This is a genomic window from Enterobacter oligotrophicus, from assembly GCF_009176645.1.
GTDB classification, from domain to species: Bacteria; Pseudomonadota; Gammaproteobacteria; order Enterobacterales; family Enterobacteriaceae; genus Enterobacter; species Enterobacter oligotrophicus.
On record NZ_AP019007.1, the window covers coordinates 4,255,017 to 4,270,225 of the forward strand.

General features: G+C 54.3%; 14 protein-coding genes. 12 read left to right on the forward strand and 2 right to left on the reverse strand.

Annotation, left to right across the window (positions count from 1 at the left end; all coding sequences use genetic code 11):
- The first annotated feature begins 4 nt into the window (after window positions 1-4).
- The 4 genes from EoCCA6_RS20390 (at window position 5) to flgL (ending at window position 4,739) form a co-directional block, all read left to right on the forward strand.
- Window positions 5-1,102 carry a flagellar basal body P-ring protein FlgI gene (locus tag EoCCA6_RS20390; RefSeq protein WP_152084200.1) on the forward strand — a complete coding sequence of 366 codons (1,098 nt, stop codon included), beginning with the start codon at window positions 5-7 and terminating at the stop codon, window positions 1,100-1,102.
- Window positions 1,102-2,055 carry a flagellar assembly peptidoglycan hydrolase FlgJ gene (gene flgJ, locus EoCCA6_RS20395; RefSeq protein ID WP_152084201.1) on the forward strand — a complete coding sequence of 318 codons (954 nt, stop codon included), beginning with the start codon at window positions 1,102-1,104 and terminating at the stop codon, window positions 2,053-2,055. Before EoCCA6_RS20390 ends, flgJ begins: the two co-directional genes overlap by 1 nt.
- Before the next feature lie 75 nt (window positions 2,056-2,130).
- Complete coding sequence (gene flgK / locus EoCCA6_RS20400) at window positions 2,131-3,771, forward strand: flagellar hook-associated protein FlgK (RefSeq protein ID WP_152084202.1); 1,641 nt, start codon at window positions 2,131-2,133, stop codon at window positions 3,769-3,771.
- Window positions 3,772-3,785: 14 nt separating this feature from the next.
- Complete coding sequence (gene flgL, locus EoCCA6_RS20405; protein WP_152084203.1) at window positions 3,786-4,739, forward strand: flagellar hook-associated protein FlgL; 954 nt, start codon at window positions 3,786-3,788, stop codon at window positions 4,737-4,739.
- A 147-nt stretch (window positions 4,740-4,886) separates the two neighbouring features.
- Here flgL and rne read toward each other — a convergent pair whose 3' ends face one another.
- Complete coding sequence (rne, locus tag EoCCA6_RS20410) at window positions 4,887-7,979, reverse strand: ribonuclease E (protein WP_152084204.1); 3,093 nt, start codon at window positions 7,977-7,979, stop codon at window positions 4,887-4,889.
- 571 nt (window positions 7,980-8,550) lie between these two features.
- On the opposite strand from rne, the gene rluC reads away from it, so the two are divergent.
- A complete protein-coding gene (rluC, locus tag EoCCA6_RS20415; RefSeq protein WP_047719356.1) occupies window positions 8,551-9,498 on the forward strand; it encodes a 23S rRNA pseudouridine(955/2504/2580) synthase RluC in 948 nt (315 codons plus the stop codon).
- A 76-nt stretch (window positions 9,499-9,574) separates the two neighbouring features.
- Here the strand turns inward: rluC and EoCCA6_RS20420 are convergent, their stop codons facing one another.
- Window positions 9,575-10,159, reverse strand: coding sequence for a Maf family protein (locus EoCCA6_RS20420; RefSeq protein WP_152084205.1), 585 nt, complete (start codon window positions 10,157-10,159; stop codon window positions 9,575-9,577).
- 140 nt (window positions 10,160-10,299) lie between these two features.
- Here EoCCA6_RS20420 and yceD point away from each other — a divergent pair, with 140 nt between their 5' ends.
- The 7 genes from yceD to acpP all read left to right on the forward strand — a co-directional run bounded on the left by yceD (window position 10,300) and on the right by acpP (window position 15,169).
- The gene (yceD, locus tag EoCCA6_RS20425; protein ID WP_014883375.1) at window positions 10,300-10,821 is read left to right on the forward strand and encodes a 23S rRNA accumulation protein YceD; all 522 of its coding nucleotides are present in this window, start codon (window positions 10,300-10,302) and stop codon (window positions 10,819-10,821) included.
- Between the two features lie 16 nt (window positions 10,822-10,837).
- The gene (gene rpmF, locus EoCCA6_RS20430) at window positions 10,838-11,011 is read left to right on the forward strand and encodes a 50S ribosomal protein L32 (protein ID WP_003857964.1); all 174 of its coding nucleotides are present in this window, start codon (window positions 10,838-10,840) and stop codon (window positions 11,009-11,011) included.
- Window positions 11,012-11,091: 80 nt separating this feature from the next.
- Window positions 11,092-12,126, forward strand: coding sequence for a phosphate acyltransferase PlsX (gene plsX / locus EoCCA6_RS20435; protein WP_152084206.1), 1,035 nt, complete (start codon window positions 11,092-11,094; stop codon window positions 12,124-12,126).
- Between the two features lie 6 nt (window positions 12,127-12,132).
- A complete protein-coding gene (locus EoCCA6_RS20440) occupies window positions 12,133-13,086 on the forward strand; it encodes a beta-ketoacyl-ACP synthase III (protein WP_152084207.1) in 954 nt (317 codons plus the stop codon).
- A 15-nt stretch (window positions 13,087-13,101) separates the two neighbouring features.
- Complete coding sequence (gene fabD, locus EoCCA6_RS20445) at window positions 13,102-14,031, forward strand: ACP S-malonyltransferase (protein WP_152084208.1); 930 nt, start codon at window positions 13,102-13,104, stop codon at window positions 14,029-14,031.
- 12 nt (window positions 14,032-14,043) lie between these two features.
- The gene (gene fabG, locus EoCCA6_RS20450) at window positions 14,044-14,778 is read left to right on the forward strand and encodes a 3-oxoacyl-ACP reductase FabG (RefSeq protein ID WP_152084209.1); all 735 of its coding nucleotides are present in this window, start codon (window positions 14,044-14,046) and stop codon (window positions 14,776-14,778) included.
- 154 nt (window positions 14,779-14,932) lie between these two features.
- Window positions 14,933-15,169 carry an acyl carrier protein gene (acpP, locus tag EoCCA6_RS20455; RefSeq protein ID WP_003857954.1) on the forward strand — a complete coding sequence of 79 codons (237 nt, stop codon included), beginning with the start codon at window positions 14,933-14,935 and terminating at the stop codon, window positions 15,167-15,169.
- The last annotated feature ends 40 nt before the right edge of the window (window positions 15,170-15,209 follow it).

A 15,209-nucleotide genomic window follows, 5' to 3' on the forward strand; every position in this document is an offset into this window, starting at 1 on the left:
ACCCATGTTTAAATCGATCTTCGCCGTGGCGCTGGCGCTGGTGGCAACCTTCGCCCAGGCTGACCGTATTCGTGACCTGACAAGCGTTCAGGGTGTACGCGAAAACTCCCTGATCGGCTACGGTCTGGTGGTGGGGCTGGACGGTACGGGTGACCAGACCACCCAGACGCCCTTTACCACGCAAAGTTTAAACAACATGCTCTCCCAGCTTGGCATCACCGTGCCGGCCGGGACAAACATGCAGCTGAAAAACGTAGCTGCGGTGATGGTCACTGCCTCCTTCCCGGCGTTCGCTCGTCAGGGGCAAACCATTGATGTTGTAGTTTCGTCTATGGGTAATGCCAAAAGCCTGCGCGGCGGTACGCTGCTGATGACGCCTCTGAAGGGCGTCGACAGCCAGGTCTACGCGCTGGCGCAGGGTAACATTCTGGTGGGCGGTGCGGGTGCATCGGCGGGTGGCAGCAGTGTTCAGGTGAACCAGCTGAACGGCGGGCGTATCACAAACGGTGCGATCATCGAACGTGAACTGCCGACGCAGTTCGGCTCCGGGAATACCATCAACCTGCAGCTGAATAATGAAGACTTCACCATGGCGCAGCAAATTGCCGACACCATCAACCGCAGCCGTGGCTACGGTAGCGCCACGGCGCTGGATGCGCGTACCGTGCAGATCCGTACCTCCACGGGCAGCAGTAACCAGGTGCGTATGCTGGCGGATATCCAGAATATGGAAGTGAACGTGCCGCTTCAGGATGCCAAAGTCATTATCAACTCGCGCACCGGGTCGGTGGTGATGAACCGCGAAGTGTCGCTGGACAGCTGTGCCGTGGCACAGGGCAACCTCTCGGTGACGGTGAACCGTTCTGCTAACGTCAGCCAGCCAGACACGCCGTTTGGTGGCGGCCAGACGGTAGTGACGCCGCAAACGCAGATTGATTTGCGCCAGAGCGGCGGTTCGCTGCAGAGCGTGCGTTCCAGCGCTAACCTGAACAGCGTGGTACGCGCCCTGAACGCTCTGGGGGCAACGCCGATGGATCTAATGTCCATTCTGCAGTCAATGCAAAGTGCAGGTTGCCTGCGTGCCAAACTGGAAATCATCTGATGCTGACCGATAGCAAACTGCTGACCAGTGCCGCCTGGGATGCCCAGTCGCTTAACGAGCTGAAAACCAAAGCAGGCAAAGACCCGGCGGCGAATCTCCGCCCGGTCGCCCGCCAGGTGGAGGGGATGTTCGTGCAGATGATGCTGAAAAGCATGCGTGAAACCCTGCCGAAAGACGGGATGTTCAGCAGCGACTCGACGCGTCTCTACACCAGCATGTACGATCAGCAGATTGCGCAGCAGATGACAGCCGGTAAAGGCTTAGGTCTGGCTGACATGATTGTGAAACAGACCGCAGCCGCGCAGGGTATTCAGCCAGAGGATCAGCCACAACAGGTGCCGATGAAGTTCGACCTGGAAACGGTGACCAGTTATCAGAATCAGGCGCTGACGCAGATGGTACGCAAAGCGATACCGAAGCCGGCCGCGACCAACGATGAGCCGCTCTCCGGCGACAGCAAAGACTTCCTGGCACAGCTCTCTCTGCCTGCCCGTCTTGCCAGTGAGCAGAGCGGCGTACCGCATCACCTTATTCTGGCGCAAGCCGCGCTGGAATCTGGCTGGGGACAACGGCAAATCCGTAAAGAGAACGGTGAGCCGAGCTTTAATATCTTTGGCGTAAAAGCCACCTCCAGCTGGAAAGGGCCAACGACGGAGATCACCACCACCGAGTACGAAAACGGTGCAGCGGTGAAGGTCAAAGCGAAATTCCGCGTCTACAGCTCTTATCTTGAAGCGCTGTCGGATTATGTGGGCCTGTTGAGCCGCAATCCGCGTTATACCGCCGTCACGCAGGCGGCGACGCCAGAGCAGGGCGCTCAGGCATTGCAGAACGCAGGTTACGCCACCGATCCGAACTATGCGCGTAAGCTCACCAGCATGATTCAGCAACTGAAATCGATGAGTGAGAAAGTCAGCAAAGCCTATAGCACAGATATTGAAAATCTGTTCTGAAAGTTCTCAAGTCCCGGTAGCGGCTGCCGATAACCTTCATCAGGACTCGTGTCTGAAAGTATAAAAGGAACCCCCATGTCCAGTTTGATTAACAGCGCCATGAGTGGCCTCAGTGCTGCACAGGCGGCACTCAATACCGTCAGTAATAATATTTCAAGCTATAACGTGGCAGGTTATACCCGCCAGAACACCATCCTTGGGGCGGCTAACAGTACGCTGACAGGCGGTGGCTGGGTTGGCAACGGGGTTTATGTTTCCGGTGTACAGCGTGAGTATGATGCTTTCATTACCAATCAGCTTCGTGCTGCAGAGACGCAAAGCAGCGGCCTGACGACGCGTTATCAGCAGATGTCAAAAATTGATGACGTCCTCTCTGATACCACCAACTCGCTCTCCACCACCCTGCAGGATTTCTTTAAAAGCCTGCAAACGCTGGTCAGCAACGCGGAAGATCCGGCTGCACGTCAGACGGTGCTGGGCAAGGCCGATGGGCTGGTCAATCAGTTCAAAACGAACGATCAGTATCTTCGTGACCAGGATAAGCAGGTGAATATTTCTATCACCAGCAGCGTTGATCAGATCAACGGGTATGCGAAGCAAATTGCGAACCTGAACGATCAGATTTCTCGTCTTACCGGTGTGGGAGCGGGGGCATCACCAAACGAACTGCTCGACCAGCGCGATCAGCTGGTCAGCCAGCTTAACCAGATTGTCGGTGTGGAAGTGACCGTGCAGGACAGCGGCACCTATAACATCTCCTTCGCGAATGGTTACTCTCTGGTGCAGGGCAGTACGGCAAGCCAGTTGGCTGCAGTGCAGTCCAGCGCTGACCCGTCACGCACCACAATTGCCTATGTTGATGCCGCGTCAGGCAACACTGAAATTCCTGAAAAGCAGATCACCACCGGCTCGCTGGGCGGGCTGCTGACGTTCCGCTCTCAGGATCTTGACCAGGCGCGCAATACCCTGAATCAGATGGCACTGGCTTTTGCTGATGCCATGAATACCCAGCATGAAGCCGGTTTCGATGCGAACGGTCAGGCGGGCGGAAAACTGTTCGACTTCGGTTCACCGGCAGTACTGAGCAACAGCAAAAACACCGGTGGCGCGTCGTTGACGGCAACGGTTTCTGATAGCTCTGCCGTGCAGGCAACTAACTATAAAGTCGAATATAACGGCACCGACTGGACGGTGACGCGCCTGTCAGACAAAACCAGCTTTACGGTGACACCGGATGCCAGCGGCAATCTGGCGTTTGATGGCCTGAATGTAAATGTCAGCGGTACAGCCAATCAGAAAGACAGTTTCCTCGTAAAACCAGTCAATGACGTCATCGTTAATATGGAACTGACTATTTCCGATGAATCAAAGCTGGCGATGGCTTCCGCCGCTGACAGCGGTGAGAGTGACAACACCAACGGGCAAAAACTGCTGGATCTGCAGAATGCCAAAGTGGTGGGTAACAGCAAAACCTTTAACGATGCTTACGCTGCACTGGTCAGTACCGTGGGCAGCACCACGGCATCGCTGAAAACCAGCAGTGAAACCCAGGGCAATGTGGTAACTCAGCTCACTAAGCAGCAGCAATCTATCTCCGGGGTTAACCTGGATGAAGAGTATGGCAACCTGCAACGTTATCAGCAGTATTACCTGGCGAATGCGCAGGTTCTTCAGACTGCCAGCACGCTCTTTGATGCGTTAATCAACATTCGCTAAGGCTGAGGTTAAAAATGCGTATTAGTACACAAATGATGTATGAGCAGAGCATGCGTGGGGTGACAAACTCCCAGAGTCTCTGGCTCAGCTATGGCGAACAGATGTCTACCGGCAAGCGAGTCAATCGCCCGTCTGATGACCCGATTGCTGCCTCTCAGGCCGTGGTTTTGTCTCAGGCGCAAACGCAGAACAGCCAGTATGCACTTGCCCGTACCTTTGCCACGCAGAAAGTCTCGCTGGAAGAGGATGTCCTTAAACAGGTCACCACAGCGATCATCAGTGCTCAGGAAAAGATCGTCAACGCGGGTAATGGCACGATGAGTGATGACGACCGTGCATCGCTGGCAACCAACCTGCAGGGCATCCGCGATCAGCTGATGAACCTGGCGAACAGCACCGACGGAAATGGACGCTATATTTTTGCCGGTTATAAAACGGAAGCCGCGTCTTTTGATCAGACTACGGGTGATTATCAGGGCGGTACGACGCCGATTACCCAGCAGGTGGATTCTGCACGTTCGATGCAAATCAGCCATACAGGCAGTGAAGTTTTCGACAGCTTTACCAGCAACGCGAAACCTGAGCCGGATGGCAGTACGCCGGAAACAAACCTGTTTAAGATCCTTGATACGGCAATTGCCGCGCTGAATACGCCGATAGAAGGCGATCAGACAAAAGCGGATGAGTTTACCGCCAGCATGGATAAAGCGAACCGTGGGCTGAGTAACTCACTCAATAACGTGCTTACCGTTCGTGCGGATCTGGGGACTAAGCTGGATGAGCTGAGCAAACTTGACTCTCTGGGCGATGATCGTGCGCTGGGGCAAACTCAGCAGATGAGCAACCTCGTGGATGTGGACTGGAACTCTGTGATTTCCTCTTATTCCATGCAGCAGGCAGCGTTGCAGGCCTCTTATAAAGCGTTCAGCGATATGCAGGGTATGTCTCTGTTCCAGCTGAACAAATAATGTCTTGACCTCTTAGAACATGTCTTGAAACTGGGCATGTTTTGACTGCCCAATCCGTCTGGATTGGGCATTTTTTTTAGCTGATTTCCCCTGAACAGACGCCATAAAAAAGCCGACCCGAAGGTCGGCTTTTCGTCTTAATGAGATTTACTCAACAGACTGTGGACGGGTGGCTGGCGCAGTAGCCTGGTGCGTTGCACTGTGACCACCTGCGGCACCTTTACCGTCAAAATGGAATGCAGGACGAACCCAGTCGCTATGGCGTGGCGCTTCCGGCACATAGTCAGGTGCAGGTGCGCGCGTCATCGGCGCAGTGGCAACGTGTGGGGCAGCAGCAGTGGCAACCGGCTCCGGTTTCACTTCTGGTGCTTGTGCTTCCACTTCCACGGTTTCGCGAACAGGTTCAACGTCAATTTCTACTTCCTGAACCACGTCTTCAGCGACAGTTTCAATAACGACTTCAGCAGGTTCTTCAGCAGTTGCAGGTTCAACTTCTTCTGCAACCTCTTCAGCCACCACGGTGTCTTCTTCGGCGATAAACTGTGGTGCAGCATCAACTGGCGCAGCAATCACTTCCGGGTGGGTGGTTTCCACTTCAACCGCGTGCGGGGCTTCAGCTTCTACAGCCTGCGGTTCAACCACAGTAGCTGCTTCAGGCACGACCTCTTCAACCGCGGCCACTGGTGCAATCACCTCTTCGGTTACAGGTTGTTCTTCAACAATCTGTTCCGGGCGAGCAACCGGGTAGCGGAGCCACACTTTACCGGAGGCCATTTCTGGTGACGCGCACGCCACGGCTAACGGCATCGGAGACTGAGTCGGGTAACGCTCGTCACGGTAACGACGACGGCGCTGGCCGCTGACGCGCAGGTGACGCGGAGAACGACGGGAGCGACGCGGCATACCAGCATTATCACGGTTTTCAGCGTTATCATCCTGCTCGACGTTGCTTTCAACCACGGCTGGCAGGTCAACTTTCGCCACTTGCGTGCCCGGTGCGCTTTCGGTCGTTTCAGTCGCGACAACGGCCGTCTCTTCCGTTTGCTGTGCACCAATACGCACTTTCTGCGACAGCTGGCGCTGTTTACGGCGTGGCATCACCTGAGTACGTTCTTCCTGTTCAGCCTCTTGCTGTTCCACAGGCTCTTCGCGGTTCAGGTTTTTAACTTCCTGCTGCGCCTGGCGTTTATCGTCGTTACGGCGACGATTGCGCTCACGGCGAGGCTGCTGCTCGTCACGTTGTTTGGTTTTCTCAGGCTCGTCACCCGCTGCCTGCTGGCGAATTTCGCGGTCTTCAACGTTCTGCTGTTGTTTCTCGCGACGGTTGCGACGGTTCTCTTCACGCTGCTCGCGGCCTTCGTTGTTGTCTGAACGGTTATCGCGGCGCTCGTTACGATCGCGGCGGTTGTTCTGACGTTTACGACGATCCTGCTGGCGTTCAGGCTTCGCTTCTTTCGGTGCTTCTTTCGGTTGCTCCGGCTGAACTTCTTCGCCTGCAAACATTTTCTTCAGCGCACCGAAGAGGCGGCTCAGAAGGCCTGGTTGCTCCGGCTGTGCTTTCGCTACCGCTGGCGCAGGTTTTTGCACAGCAGGTTTCGCGGCAGGTTTTTCCAGCGCGGTTTCCGGCGGTGCTTCCGGCATAATGAAGGTGGCTAAGGCAGGCTGCTCAGGCAGTTTGCGCTCGGCAGGTTCTTCATCTGATGGCAGCGCCATCTCTTCTTCATGCAGCTTCGGCAGCAGGTAGCTGAGCGTCGAGGTCTCTTCACCCTTACGAACACGCAGAACGTGATAGTGCGGGGTTTCCATCTGATCGTTTGGCACGATGATGCAGCGAACGCCACCCTGACGTGCTTCAATGGCGCTTACCGCGGCACGTTTTTCGTTCAGCAGGTAGGAGGCAATCGGCACCGGAACAATGGCGTGAACTTCTTTGGTGTTCTCTTTCAGCGCTTCTTCTTCAATCAGACGCAGAATAGAGAGGGACAGCGATTCGTTGTCACGCACTGTACCCGTACCGGAACAGCGCGGGCAAACGTGATGGCTGGACTCACCCAGTGACGGGCTGAGACGCTGACGGGACATCTCCAGCAGGCCAAAGCGCGAGATATGGCTAATCTGGATACGCGCACGATCCTGACGCACCGCTTCACGCAGACGGTTTTCAACCGCGCGCTGGTGACGAACAGGCGTCATATCGATGAAGTCGATAACAATCAGACCACCCAGGTCGCGCAGGCGGAGCTGGCGGGCGATTTCATCAGCGGCTTCAAGGTTGGTATTGAAGGCTGTCTCTTCGATATCACCGCCGCGGGTTGCACGTGCGGAGTTGATGTCGATAGCGGTCAGCGCTTCGGTCGTATCGATAACGATAGAACCGCCGGACGGCAGACGCACTTCACGCTGGAAGGCGGACTCGATCTGGGATTCAATCTGATAGTGGCTGAACAGCGGGATTTCACCGGTGTACAGTTTGATTTTGCTGGTGAAATCCGGACGACCCAGCGCAGCGATGTGCTGGCGAGCCAGCTCAAGCACTTTCGGGTTATCAATCAGAATTTCGCCGATATCCTGACGCAGGTAGTCACGGAAGGCACGCACGATAACGTTGCTTTCCTGGTGGATCAGGAACGGAGCAGGGCGGCTTTCTGCCGCTTTCTGGATGGCTTCCCAGTGCTTCAGACGGAAGCTCAGATCCCACTGCAGCGCTTCGGCAGATTTGCCCACGCCTGCGGTACGAACGATAAGCCCCATGCCATCCGGCAGTTCAAGACTCGCCAGCGCTTCTTTCAGCTCGGTACGGTCATCACCTTCGATACGGCGAGAGATGCCACCCGCACGCGGGTTGTTTGGCATCAGAACCAGATAGCTCCCCGCCAGGCTGATAAAGGTGGTCAGTGCGGCACCTTTGTTGCCACGCTCTTCTTTATCAATCTGGACGATAACTTCCTGACCTTCACGCAGAACATCTTTAATGTTTGGGCGGCCATGGGAGTTGTAGTTTGCAGGGAAATATTCGCGGGCGATTTCTTTAAGAGGGAGGAAACCGTGACGCTCAGCACCGTAATCGACAAATGCAGCTTCAAGGCTTGGTTCAATGCGGGTGATCTTACCTTTGTAAATGTTCGCTTTTTTCTGTTCGTGTCCAGGACTTTCGATATCCAGATCGTACAGGCGCTGCCCATCCACAAGGGCGACACGCAACTCTTCTTGCTGAGTTGCGTTGATTAACATTCTTTTCATCGTAACTTACTCATTATTCTTACATTGACGACAAAGCTGCGGGCAAGGTGACGCTTTCCGGGGTATGAACCGATGGCCTCGTGTCTGTTCACGTCGCCAACCTCACGGTTGTCGCTCGCTTAAGAGGCGCAGAGTGTCGGTTGCCTGTATTTCATACGGAAACACAGCGCAATTATCAGGGGAATTGCCTGGGAAAACTCTCCAGAGAACAATCCTTATACCGGGAAGTACTGCAACCCGCAGCCCGCTAACTGCCTGAAAGATCAATACGTCTTACGCCATTGCTGCGTGGATGATCGGTCAGACAAAATTGGTCATTCCGTCGATATCCTTACAAAACCCGGATTTAACGCGGAAAACAGCCTCATTATTCCACTGCTCGCCGGGTTATAGCAAGATGACTTTTACCAATTATCACCCGGTTACTCACAGTTTCTTCACTTCAACGCGACGATTGGTTTAATAACCACCAAATCGATTGCGCAAAAGAAGGAGCAGGCCGGATAAAAGTAAATATAAGCATAGAAAAATGAGTGGCGCTAATGCCTGACGATATTTAGAATCGCCAACCATGAAAACAGAGACTCCAGCCGTAAAAATGGTTGCCATCGCGGATGATGAAGCGGGGCAACGCATCGATAACTTTTTGCGCACCCAACTGAAAGGCGTGCCAAAAAGTATGATTTATCGCATCTTGCGTAAGGGCGAGGTGCGGGTGAACAAAAAACGCGTGAAGCCCGAGTACAAGCTCGAAGCTGGTGATGAAGTGCGTATCCCGCCGGTGCGCGTGGCTGAACGTGAAGAAGAAGTGGTTTCGCCTAAGCTGCAAAAAGTGGCTGCGCTGAGTGATGTTATCCTTTATGAGGACGACCACATTCTGGTACTGAACAAACCGTCCGGCACAGCCGTACACGGCGGCAGTGGGCTGAGCTTCGGCGTGATTGAAGGACTGCGCGCGCTGCGCCCGGAAGCCCGTTTCCTGGAGCTGGTGCATCGTCTGGACCGGGACACCTCCGGCGTGCTGCTGGTGGCGAAAAAACGTTCTGCGCTGCGTTCGCTCCATGAGCAACTGCGTGAAAAAGGGATGCAGAAGGATTATCTGGCGCTGGTTCGCGGTCAGTGGCAATCCCACGTTAAGGTGGTGCAGGCACCGCTGCTGAAAAATATTTTGCAGAGCGGCGAGCGCATCGTGCGTGTGAATCAGGAAGGTAAACCGTCTGAGACGCGCTTTAAAGTAGAAGAGCGGTATGAGTTTGCTACGCTGGTGCGCTGTAGCCCGGTGACGGGCCGTACTCACCAGATCCGCGTGCATACGCAGTTTGCGGGCCATCCCATTGCGTTTGATGACCGCTACGGCGACCGCGAGTTTGATAAGCAGCTGGCGGGGACGGGGCTGTCGCGTCTGTTCCTACATGCGGCCGCGCTGAAGTTTACCCATCCTAATACCGGTGAAATCATCCGTATTGAAGCGCCGCTGGATGAACAGTTGAAACGCTGTCTTAAGGTCCTGCGCGGCTGATTTTGCCCGGCGGCGCTGCGCTTGCACGGGCCTACGGTTTTGTAGGCCGGGTCAGCGCAGCGCCACCCGGCGAAGGTCACATAGTCAGCGGATTACACTCTTCTCGCCTTAACATCTGGCACAGCGCAATCAGCGGCAATCCAACCAGCGTATTTGGGTCACGGCCGTCCAGCTTGTCGAACAACGCAATCCCCAGTCCTTCACTTTTAAAGCTCCCCGCACAGTTCAGCGGACGTTCCCGACGCACGTAGTCGGTAATCTCCTGATCGCTGAGGTGACGAAAGTGCACGTCGAAGGGTTCACATTCCGTTTGCAGATGGCCTGAGGCGGAGTTGTAGAGCGCAAGACCCGTATAAAAGGTCACGATAGTGCCACGTGCTCGCATCAACTGCTGGCAGGCGTTCTCTTCGGTATGGGGCTTGCCGGTGATTTCACCGTCCAGCACGCAAACCTGATCGGAGCCTATAATCAAATGAGCGGGATAGCGGGCGGCAAGCGCCTGTGCCTTCTCTTGTGCGAGACGGGTGACCAGATGACGAGGGGATTCGCCCGGATGCGGCGTTTCATCAATCTCTGGCGCGGCACATTCAAACGGAATCCCGAGTTTTTCCAGCAGCATTCGGCGGTAGGGTGATGTGGAAGCAAGAACGAGATTTGGCATATTTTTATCACCAGATATAGCGTATCGATGCCAGCCATTTTAAACTACAGGCCGCAATGTGTGCGAATAATTGGCAAAAGGCAGCCCAGGTTGCCTTTTTCTTTGACTCTATGACGTTACAAAGTTAATATGCGCGCCCTATGCAAAAGGTAAAATTACCCCTGACTCTTGATCCGGTTCGTACGGCTCAAAAACGCCTCGATTATGAAGGTATCTATACTTCCGATCAGGCAGAGCGTATTGCCGAATCTGTAGTCAGTGTGGACAGTGATGTCGAATGCTCCATGTCGTTCGCTATCGATAACCAGCGCCTCGCCGTTTTAACCGGTGATGCAAAGGTGACGGTAACGCTCGAGTGTCAGCGTTGCGGGAAACCGTTTGTACAGCATGTTCACACAACGTATTGTTTCAGTCCGGTTCGTTCTGACGAACAGGCTGAAGCACTCCCGGAAGCGTATGAGCCGATTGAGGTTAACGAATTCGGTGAAATCGATCTGCTGGCGCTGGTTGAAGATGAAATCATCCTCACCTTGCCAGTGGTTCCGGTGCATGATTCTGAACACTGTGAAGTGTCCGAGGCGGACATGGTCTTTGGGGAACTGCCTGATGAAGCGCAAAAACCAAACCCATTTGCCGTATTAGCCAGCTTAAAGCGTAAGTAATTGAGGAGTAAGGTCCATGGCCGTACAACAGAATAAACCAACCCGTTCCAAACGTGGCATGCGTCGTTCCCATGACGCGCTGACTGCAGTTACCAGCCTGTCTGTAGACAAGACTTCTGGTGAGAAACACCTGCGTCACCACATCACTGCTGACGGTTTCTACCGCGGCCGCAAGGTTATCACTAAGTAATCACGCGTCAGCGTGATTAGGCTTAGTGAGGAACTCCCCGTGCAAACGGGGAATTTACCGAACCAGGCTGCGACGATACCTTGACACGTCTAACCCTGGCGTTAGATGTCATGGGGGGAGATTTTGGCCCTTCCGTGACAGTGCCTGCAGCATTGCAGGCACTGGATTCTAATTCGCAACTCACACTTCTTTTAGTCGGCAATCCCGACACAATCACGCCATTACTTGCAAAAGCTGACTTCGAACAACGTTCACGTCTGCAGATTATTCCTGCGCAGTCAGTTATTGCCAGTGATGCGCGCCCCTCGCAGGCTATTCGCAATAGCCGCGGCAGCTCTATGCGCATCGCGCTGGAGCTGGTGAAAGAAGGGCGAGCGCAGGCTTGCGTCAGTGCGGGGAATACCGGCGCGCTGATGGGGCTGTCGAAATTACTGCTCAGGCCCATTGAGGGTATTGAGCGTCCGGCGCTGGTGACGGTATTACCGCATCAACAAAAGGGCAAAACGGTGGTGCTCGATTTGGGTGCTAACGTTGATTGTGATAGTACAATGCTGGCTCAGTTTGCCGTTATGGGGTCGGTGCTGGCAGAAGAAGTGGTCGGGATCAACTCCCCCCGCGTTGCATTACTGAATATTGGTGAAGAAGAGACGAAAGGCCTGGACAGTATTCGCGATGCTGCGGAAATACTCAAACAGGTGCCCTCCATCAACTATATTGGTTATCTCGAAGCTAATGAGTTGCTGACGGGCAAAACGGATGTCCTGGTCTGCGATGGCTTCACCGGAAACGTAACGTTGAAGACCATGGAAGGGGTGGTGAGAATGTTTCTTTCTCTGCTGAAATCGCAGGGAGAGGGGAAAAAAAGGTCCTGGTGGCTGATTTTATTAAAGCGTTGGTTACAAAAAAGCCTGACGCGGCGATTCAGTCACCTCAACCCCGACCAGTATAATGGCGCCTGTCTGTTAGGATTGCGCGGCATTGTGATTAAGAGTCACGGTGCTGCCAATCAGCGAGCATTTTCCGTCGCGATTGAACAGGCAGTGCAGGCGGTGCAGCGACAAGTCCCTCAGCGGATTGCCGCTCGCCTGGAATCTGTATTAGCTAAAAGTGACTGAGCGTACATGTATACGAAGATTATTGGTACCGGCAGCTATCTGCCAAAACAGGTGCGAACCAACGCCGATCTGGAAAAAATGGTAGATACGTCTGACGAGTGGATTGTCACGCGCACAGGTATCCGTGAACGTCGTATCGCCGCGCCAGACGAAACGGTTTCCACCATGGGTTACGAAGCCGCACAGCGCGCGCTTGAGATGGCTGGGATCGATAAAGAAGAGATTGGTTTGATCGTGGTCGCCACGACGTCTGCCACGCATGCGTTTCCAAGCGCGGCGTGCCAGGTGCAAAACATGCTGGGTATTAAAGGCTGCCCGGCGTTTGACGTTGCCGCTGCCTGCGCAGGTTTTACCTACGCGCTGAGCATTGCCGATCAGTATGTTAAATCCGGTTCCGTGAAGTATGCACTGGTCATTGGTGCCGACGTGCTGGCACGTACCTGTGATCCAACCGATCGCGGTACGATCATTATTTTTGGTGATGGCGCGGGTGCGGTACTGCTGGGGCAGTCCGAAGAGCCGGGTATCATCTCCACGCATCTGCATGCTGACGGTCGCTATGGCGAACTGTTAACGCTGCCGAACGCCGATCGCGTTAATCCGGACAGCTCAATTTACCTGACAATGGCAGGTAACGAAGTGTTCAAAGTGGCCGTGACCGAGCTGGCGCACATCGTTGACGAAACGCTGGAAGCGAATAACCTTGAACGCACCGCGCTCGACTGGCTGGTGCCGCATCAGGCGAACCTGCGCATCATCAGCGCGACGGCTAAAAAACTGGGCATGTCAATGGACAACGTTGTTGTGACCCTCGATCGTCACGGCAACACCTCTGCGGCGTCTGTACCGTGCGCATTTGATGAAGCGGTACGCGATGGACGAATCAAACGGGGCCAACTGGTCTTGCTTGAAGCCTTCGGTGGTGGTTTCACCTGGGGTTCCGCGCTGGTTCGTTTCTAGTATAAGGACTAAAAGATGACGCAATTTGCTTTTGTGTTTCCCGGTCAGGGATCTCAAACCGTTGGGATGTTGTCTGAAATGGCAGCAAATTATCCGGTAATCGAAGAGACTTTCCGTGAAGCGTCCGACGCGCTGGGTTATGATCTGTGGGCGTTGGCTCAGCAGGGCCCGGCCGAAGAGCTGAACAAAACCTGGCAGACTCAGCCAGCGTTGCTGACCGCCTCCGTTGCGCTGTGGCGTGTCTGGCAGCAGCAGGGCGGCAAAGCGCCAGCGTTGCTCGCGGGCCATAGTCTGGGTGAATACTCTGCGCTGGTATGTGCAGGCGTGATCGCGTTTGCGGACGCGGTACGTCTGGTTGAGCTGCGCGGTAAATTCATGCAGGAAGCGGTGCCGGAAGGAACGGGTGGTATGTCTGCCATTATCGGCCTTGATGATGCCGCTATTGCAAAAGCGTGTGAAGAATCCGCCGAAGGTCAGGTCGTCTCTCCGGTGAACTTCAACTCGCCAGGCCAGGTGGTTATCGCCGGTCACAAAGAAGCGGTTGAACGTGCGGGGGCTGCCTGTAAAGCCGCGGGTGCGAAACGTGCTCTGCCGCTGCCAGTGAGCGTACCTTCGCACTGTGCGCTGATGAAGCCCGCTGCTGATAAACTGGCGGTTGAACTGGAAAAAATCACCTTCAACGCACCGACGATTTCCGTTGTGAATAACGTCGATGTGAAATGCGAAACTGCGCCAGAGGCTATCCGTAATGCACTGGTTCGCCAGCTCTACAGCCCGGTACAGTGGACCAAAACCGTTGAGTTTATGGCCTCACAGGGCGTTGAGCATCTGTATGAAGTCGGCCCTGGTAAGGTCCTCACCGGTCTGACAAAACGTATTGTTGACACCCTGACGGCTTCGGCAATTAACGAGCCGGAAGCACTGTCAGCGGCACTCTCGCAATAAAAGAGGAATACCATGAGTTTTGAAGGAAAAATCGCACTGGTCACCGGCGCAAGCCGTGGTATCGGGCGTGCAATTGCTGAAACACTGGTTGCGCGCGGCGCGAAAGTGATCGGTACTGCAACCAGCGAGAAGGGCGCTCAGGCCATCAGCGAGTATCTGGGTGCGAACGGCAAAGGTCTGGTACTGAATGTGACCGAACCTGCATCTATCGAATCTGTTCTGGAAAATATTCGCGCAGAGTTTGGCGAAGTGGATATTCTGGTCAATAATGCCGGGATCACTCGCGACAACCTGCTGATGCGAATGAAAGATGATGAGTGGAACGATATTATCGAAACCAACCTGTCATCTGTATTCCGTCTGTCAAAAGCGGTAATGCGCGCTATGATGAAGAAGCGTCATGGTCGCATTATCACTGTTGGTTCTGTGGTTGGTACCATGGGAAATGCTGGTCAGGCTAACTACGCTGCGGCGAAAGCAGGTCTGATTGGTTTCAGTAAATCGCTGGCGCGTGAAGTCGCGTCCCGCGGGATTACTGTAAACGTTGTTGCTCCGGGCTTTATTGAAACGGACATGACGCGTGCGCTGACTGAAGATCAGCGTGCGGGTACGCTGGCGGCAGTTCCGGCGGGTCGTCTTGGTGACCCTAAAGAAATCGCCAGCGCGGTTGCATTTTTAGCCTCTGACGAAGCGGGTTACATCACTGGTGAGACCCTCCACGTCAACGGCGGGATGTACATGGTTTAACCACGATGAAAAATATTTGCGTTATTGTAGGGGTTGGCCTCAAAATAACGTAAAATCGTGGTAAGACCTGCCGGGATTTAGTTGCAAATTTTTCAACATTTTATACACTACGAAAACCATCGCGAAAGCGAGTTTTGATAGGAAATTTAAGAGTATGAGCACTATCGAAGAACGCGTTAAGAAAATTATCGGCGAACAGCTGGGCGTTAAGCAGGAAGAAGTTGTGAACTCCGCTTCCTTCGTTGAAGACCTGGGCGCAGATTCTCTTGACACCGTTGAGCTGGTAATGGCTCTGGAAGAAGAGTTTGATACTGAGATTCCGGACGAAGAAGCTGAGAAAATCACCACCGTTCAGGCTGCCATTGATTACATCAACGGTCACCAGGCGTAAGTGAACATCTCCAGGCGGTCATTCGACCGCCTGAGTTTTA

Coding starts and splice junctions, on each gene's coding strand:
- EoCCA6_RS20390 (WP_152084200.1), top strand. CDS start 5: ATGTTTAAATCGATCTTCGCCGTGGCGCTGGCGCTGGTGGCAACCTTC.
- flgL (WP_152084203.1), top strand. CDS start 3,786: ATGCGTATTAGTACACAAATGATGTATGAGCAGAGCATGCGTGGGGTG.
- rpmF (WP_003857964.1), top strand. CDS start 10,838: ATGGCCGTACAACAGAATAAACCAACCCGTTCCAAACGTGGCATGCGT.
- flgK (WP_152084202.1), top strand. CDS start 2,131: ATGTCCAGTTTGATTAACAGCGCCATGAGTGGCCTCAGTGCTGCACAG.
- rne (WP_152084204.1), bottom strand. CDS start 7,979: ATGAAAAGAATGTTAATCAACGCAACTCAGCAAGAAGAGTTGCGTGTC.
- EoCCA6_RS20440 (WP_152084207.1), top strand. CDS start 12,133: ATGTATACGAAGATTATTGGTACCGGCAGCTATCTGCCAAAACAGGTG.
- rluC (WP_047719356.1), top strand. CDS start 8,551: ATGAAAACAGAGACTCCAGCCGTAAAAATGGTTGCCATCGCGGATGAT.
- fabD (WP_152084208.1), top strand. CDS start 13,102: ATGACGCAATTTGCTTTTGTGTTTCCCGGTCAGGGATCTCAAACCGTT.
- fabG (WP_152084209.1), top strand. CDS start 14,044: ATGAGTTTTGAAGGAAAAATCGCACTGGTCACCGGCGCAAGCCGTGGT.
- flgJ (WP_152084201.1), top strand. CDS start 1,102: ATGCTGACCGATAGCAAACTGCTGACCAGTGCCGCCTGGGATGCCCAG.
- acpP (WP_003857954.1), top strand. CDS start 14,933: ATGAGCACTATCGAAGAACGCGTTAAGAAAATTATCGGCGAACAGCTG.
- EoCCA6_RS20420 (WP_152084205.1), bottom strand. CDS start 10,159: ATGCCAAATCTCGTTCTTGCTTCCACATCACCCTACCGCCGAATGCTG.
- yceD (WP_014883375.1), top strand. CDS start 10,300: ATGCAAAAGGTAAAATTACCCCTGACTCTTGATCCGGTTCGTACGGCT.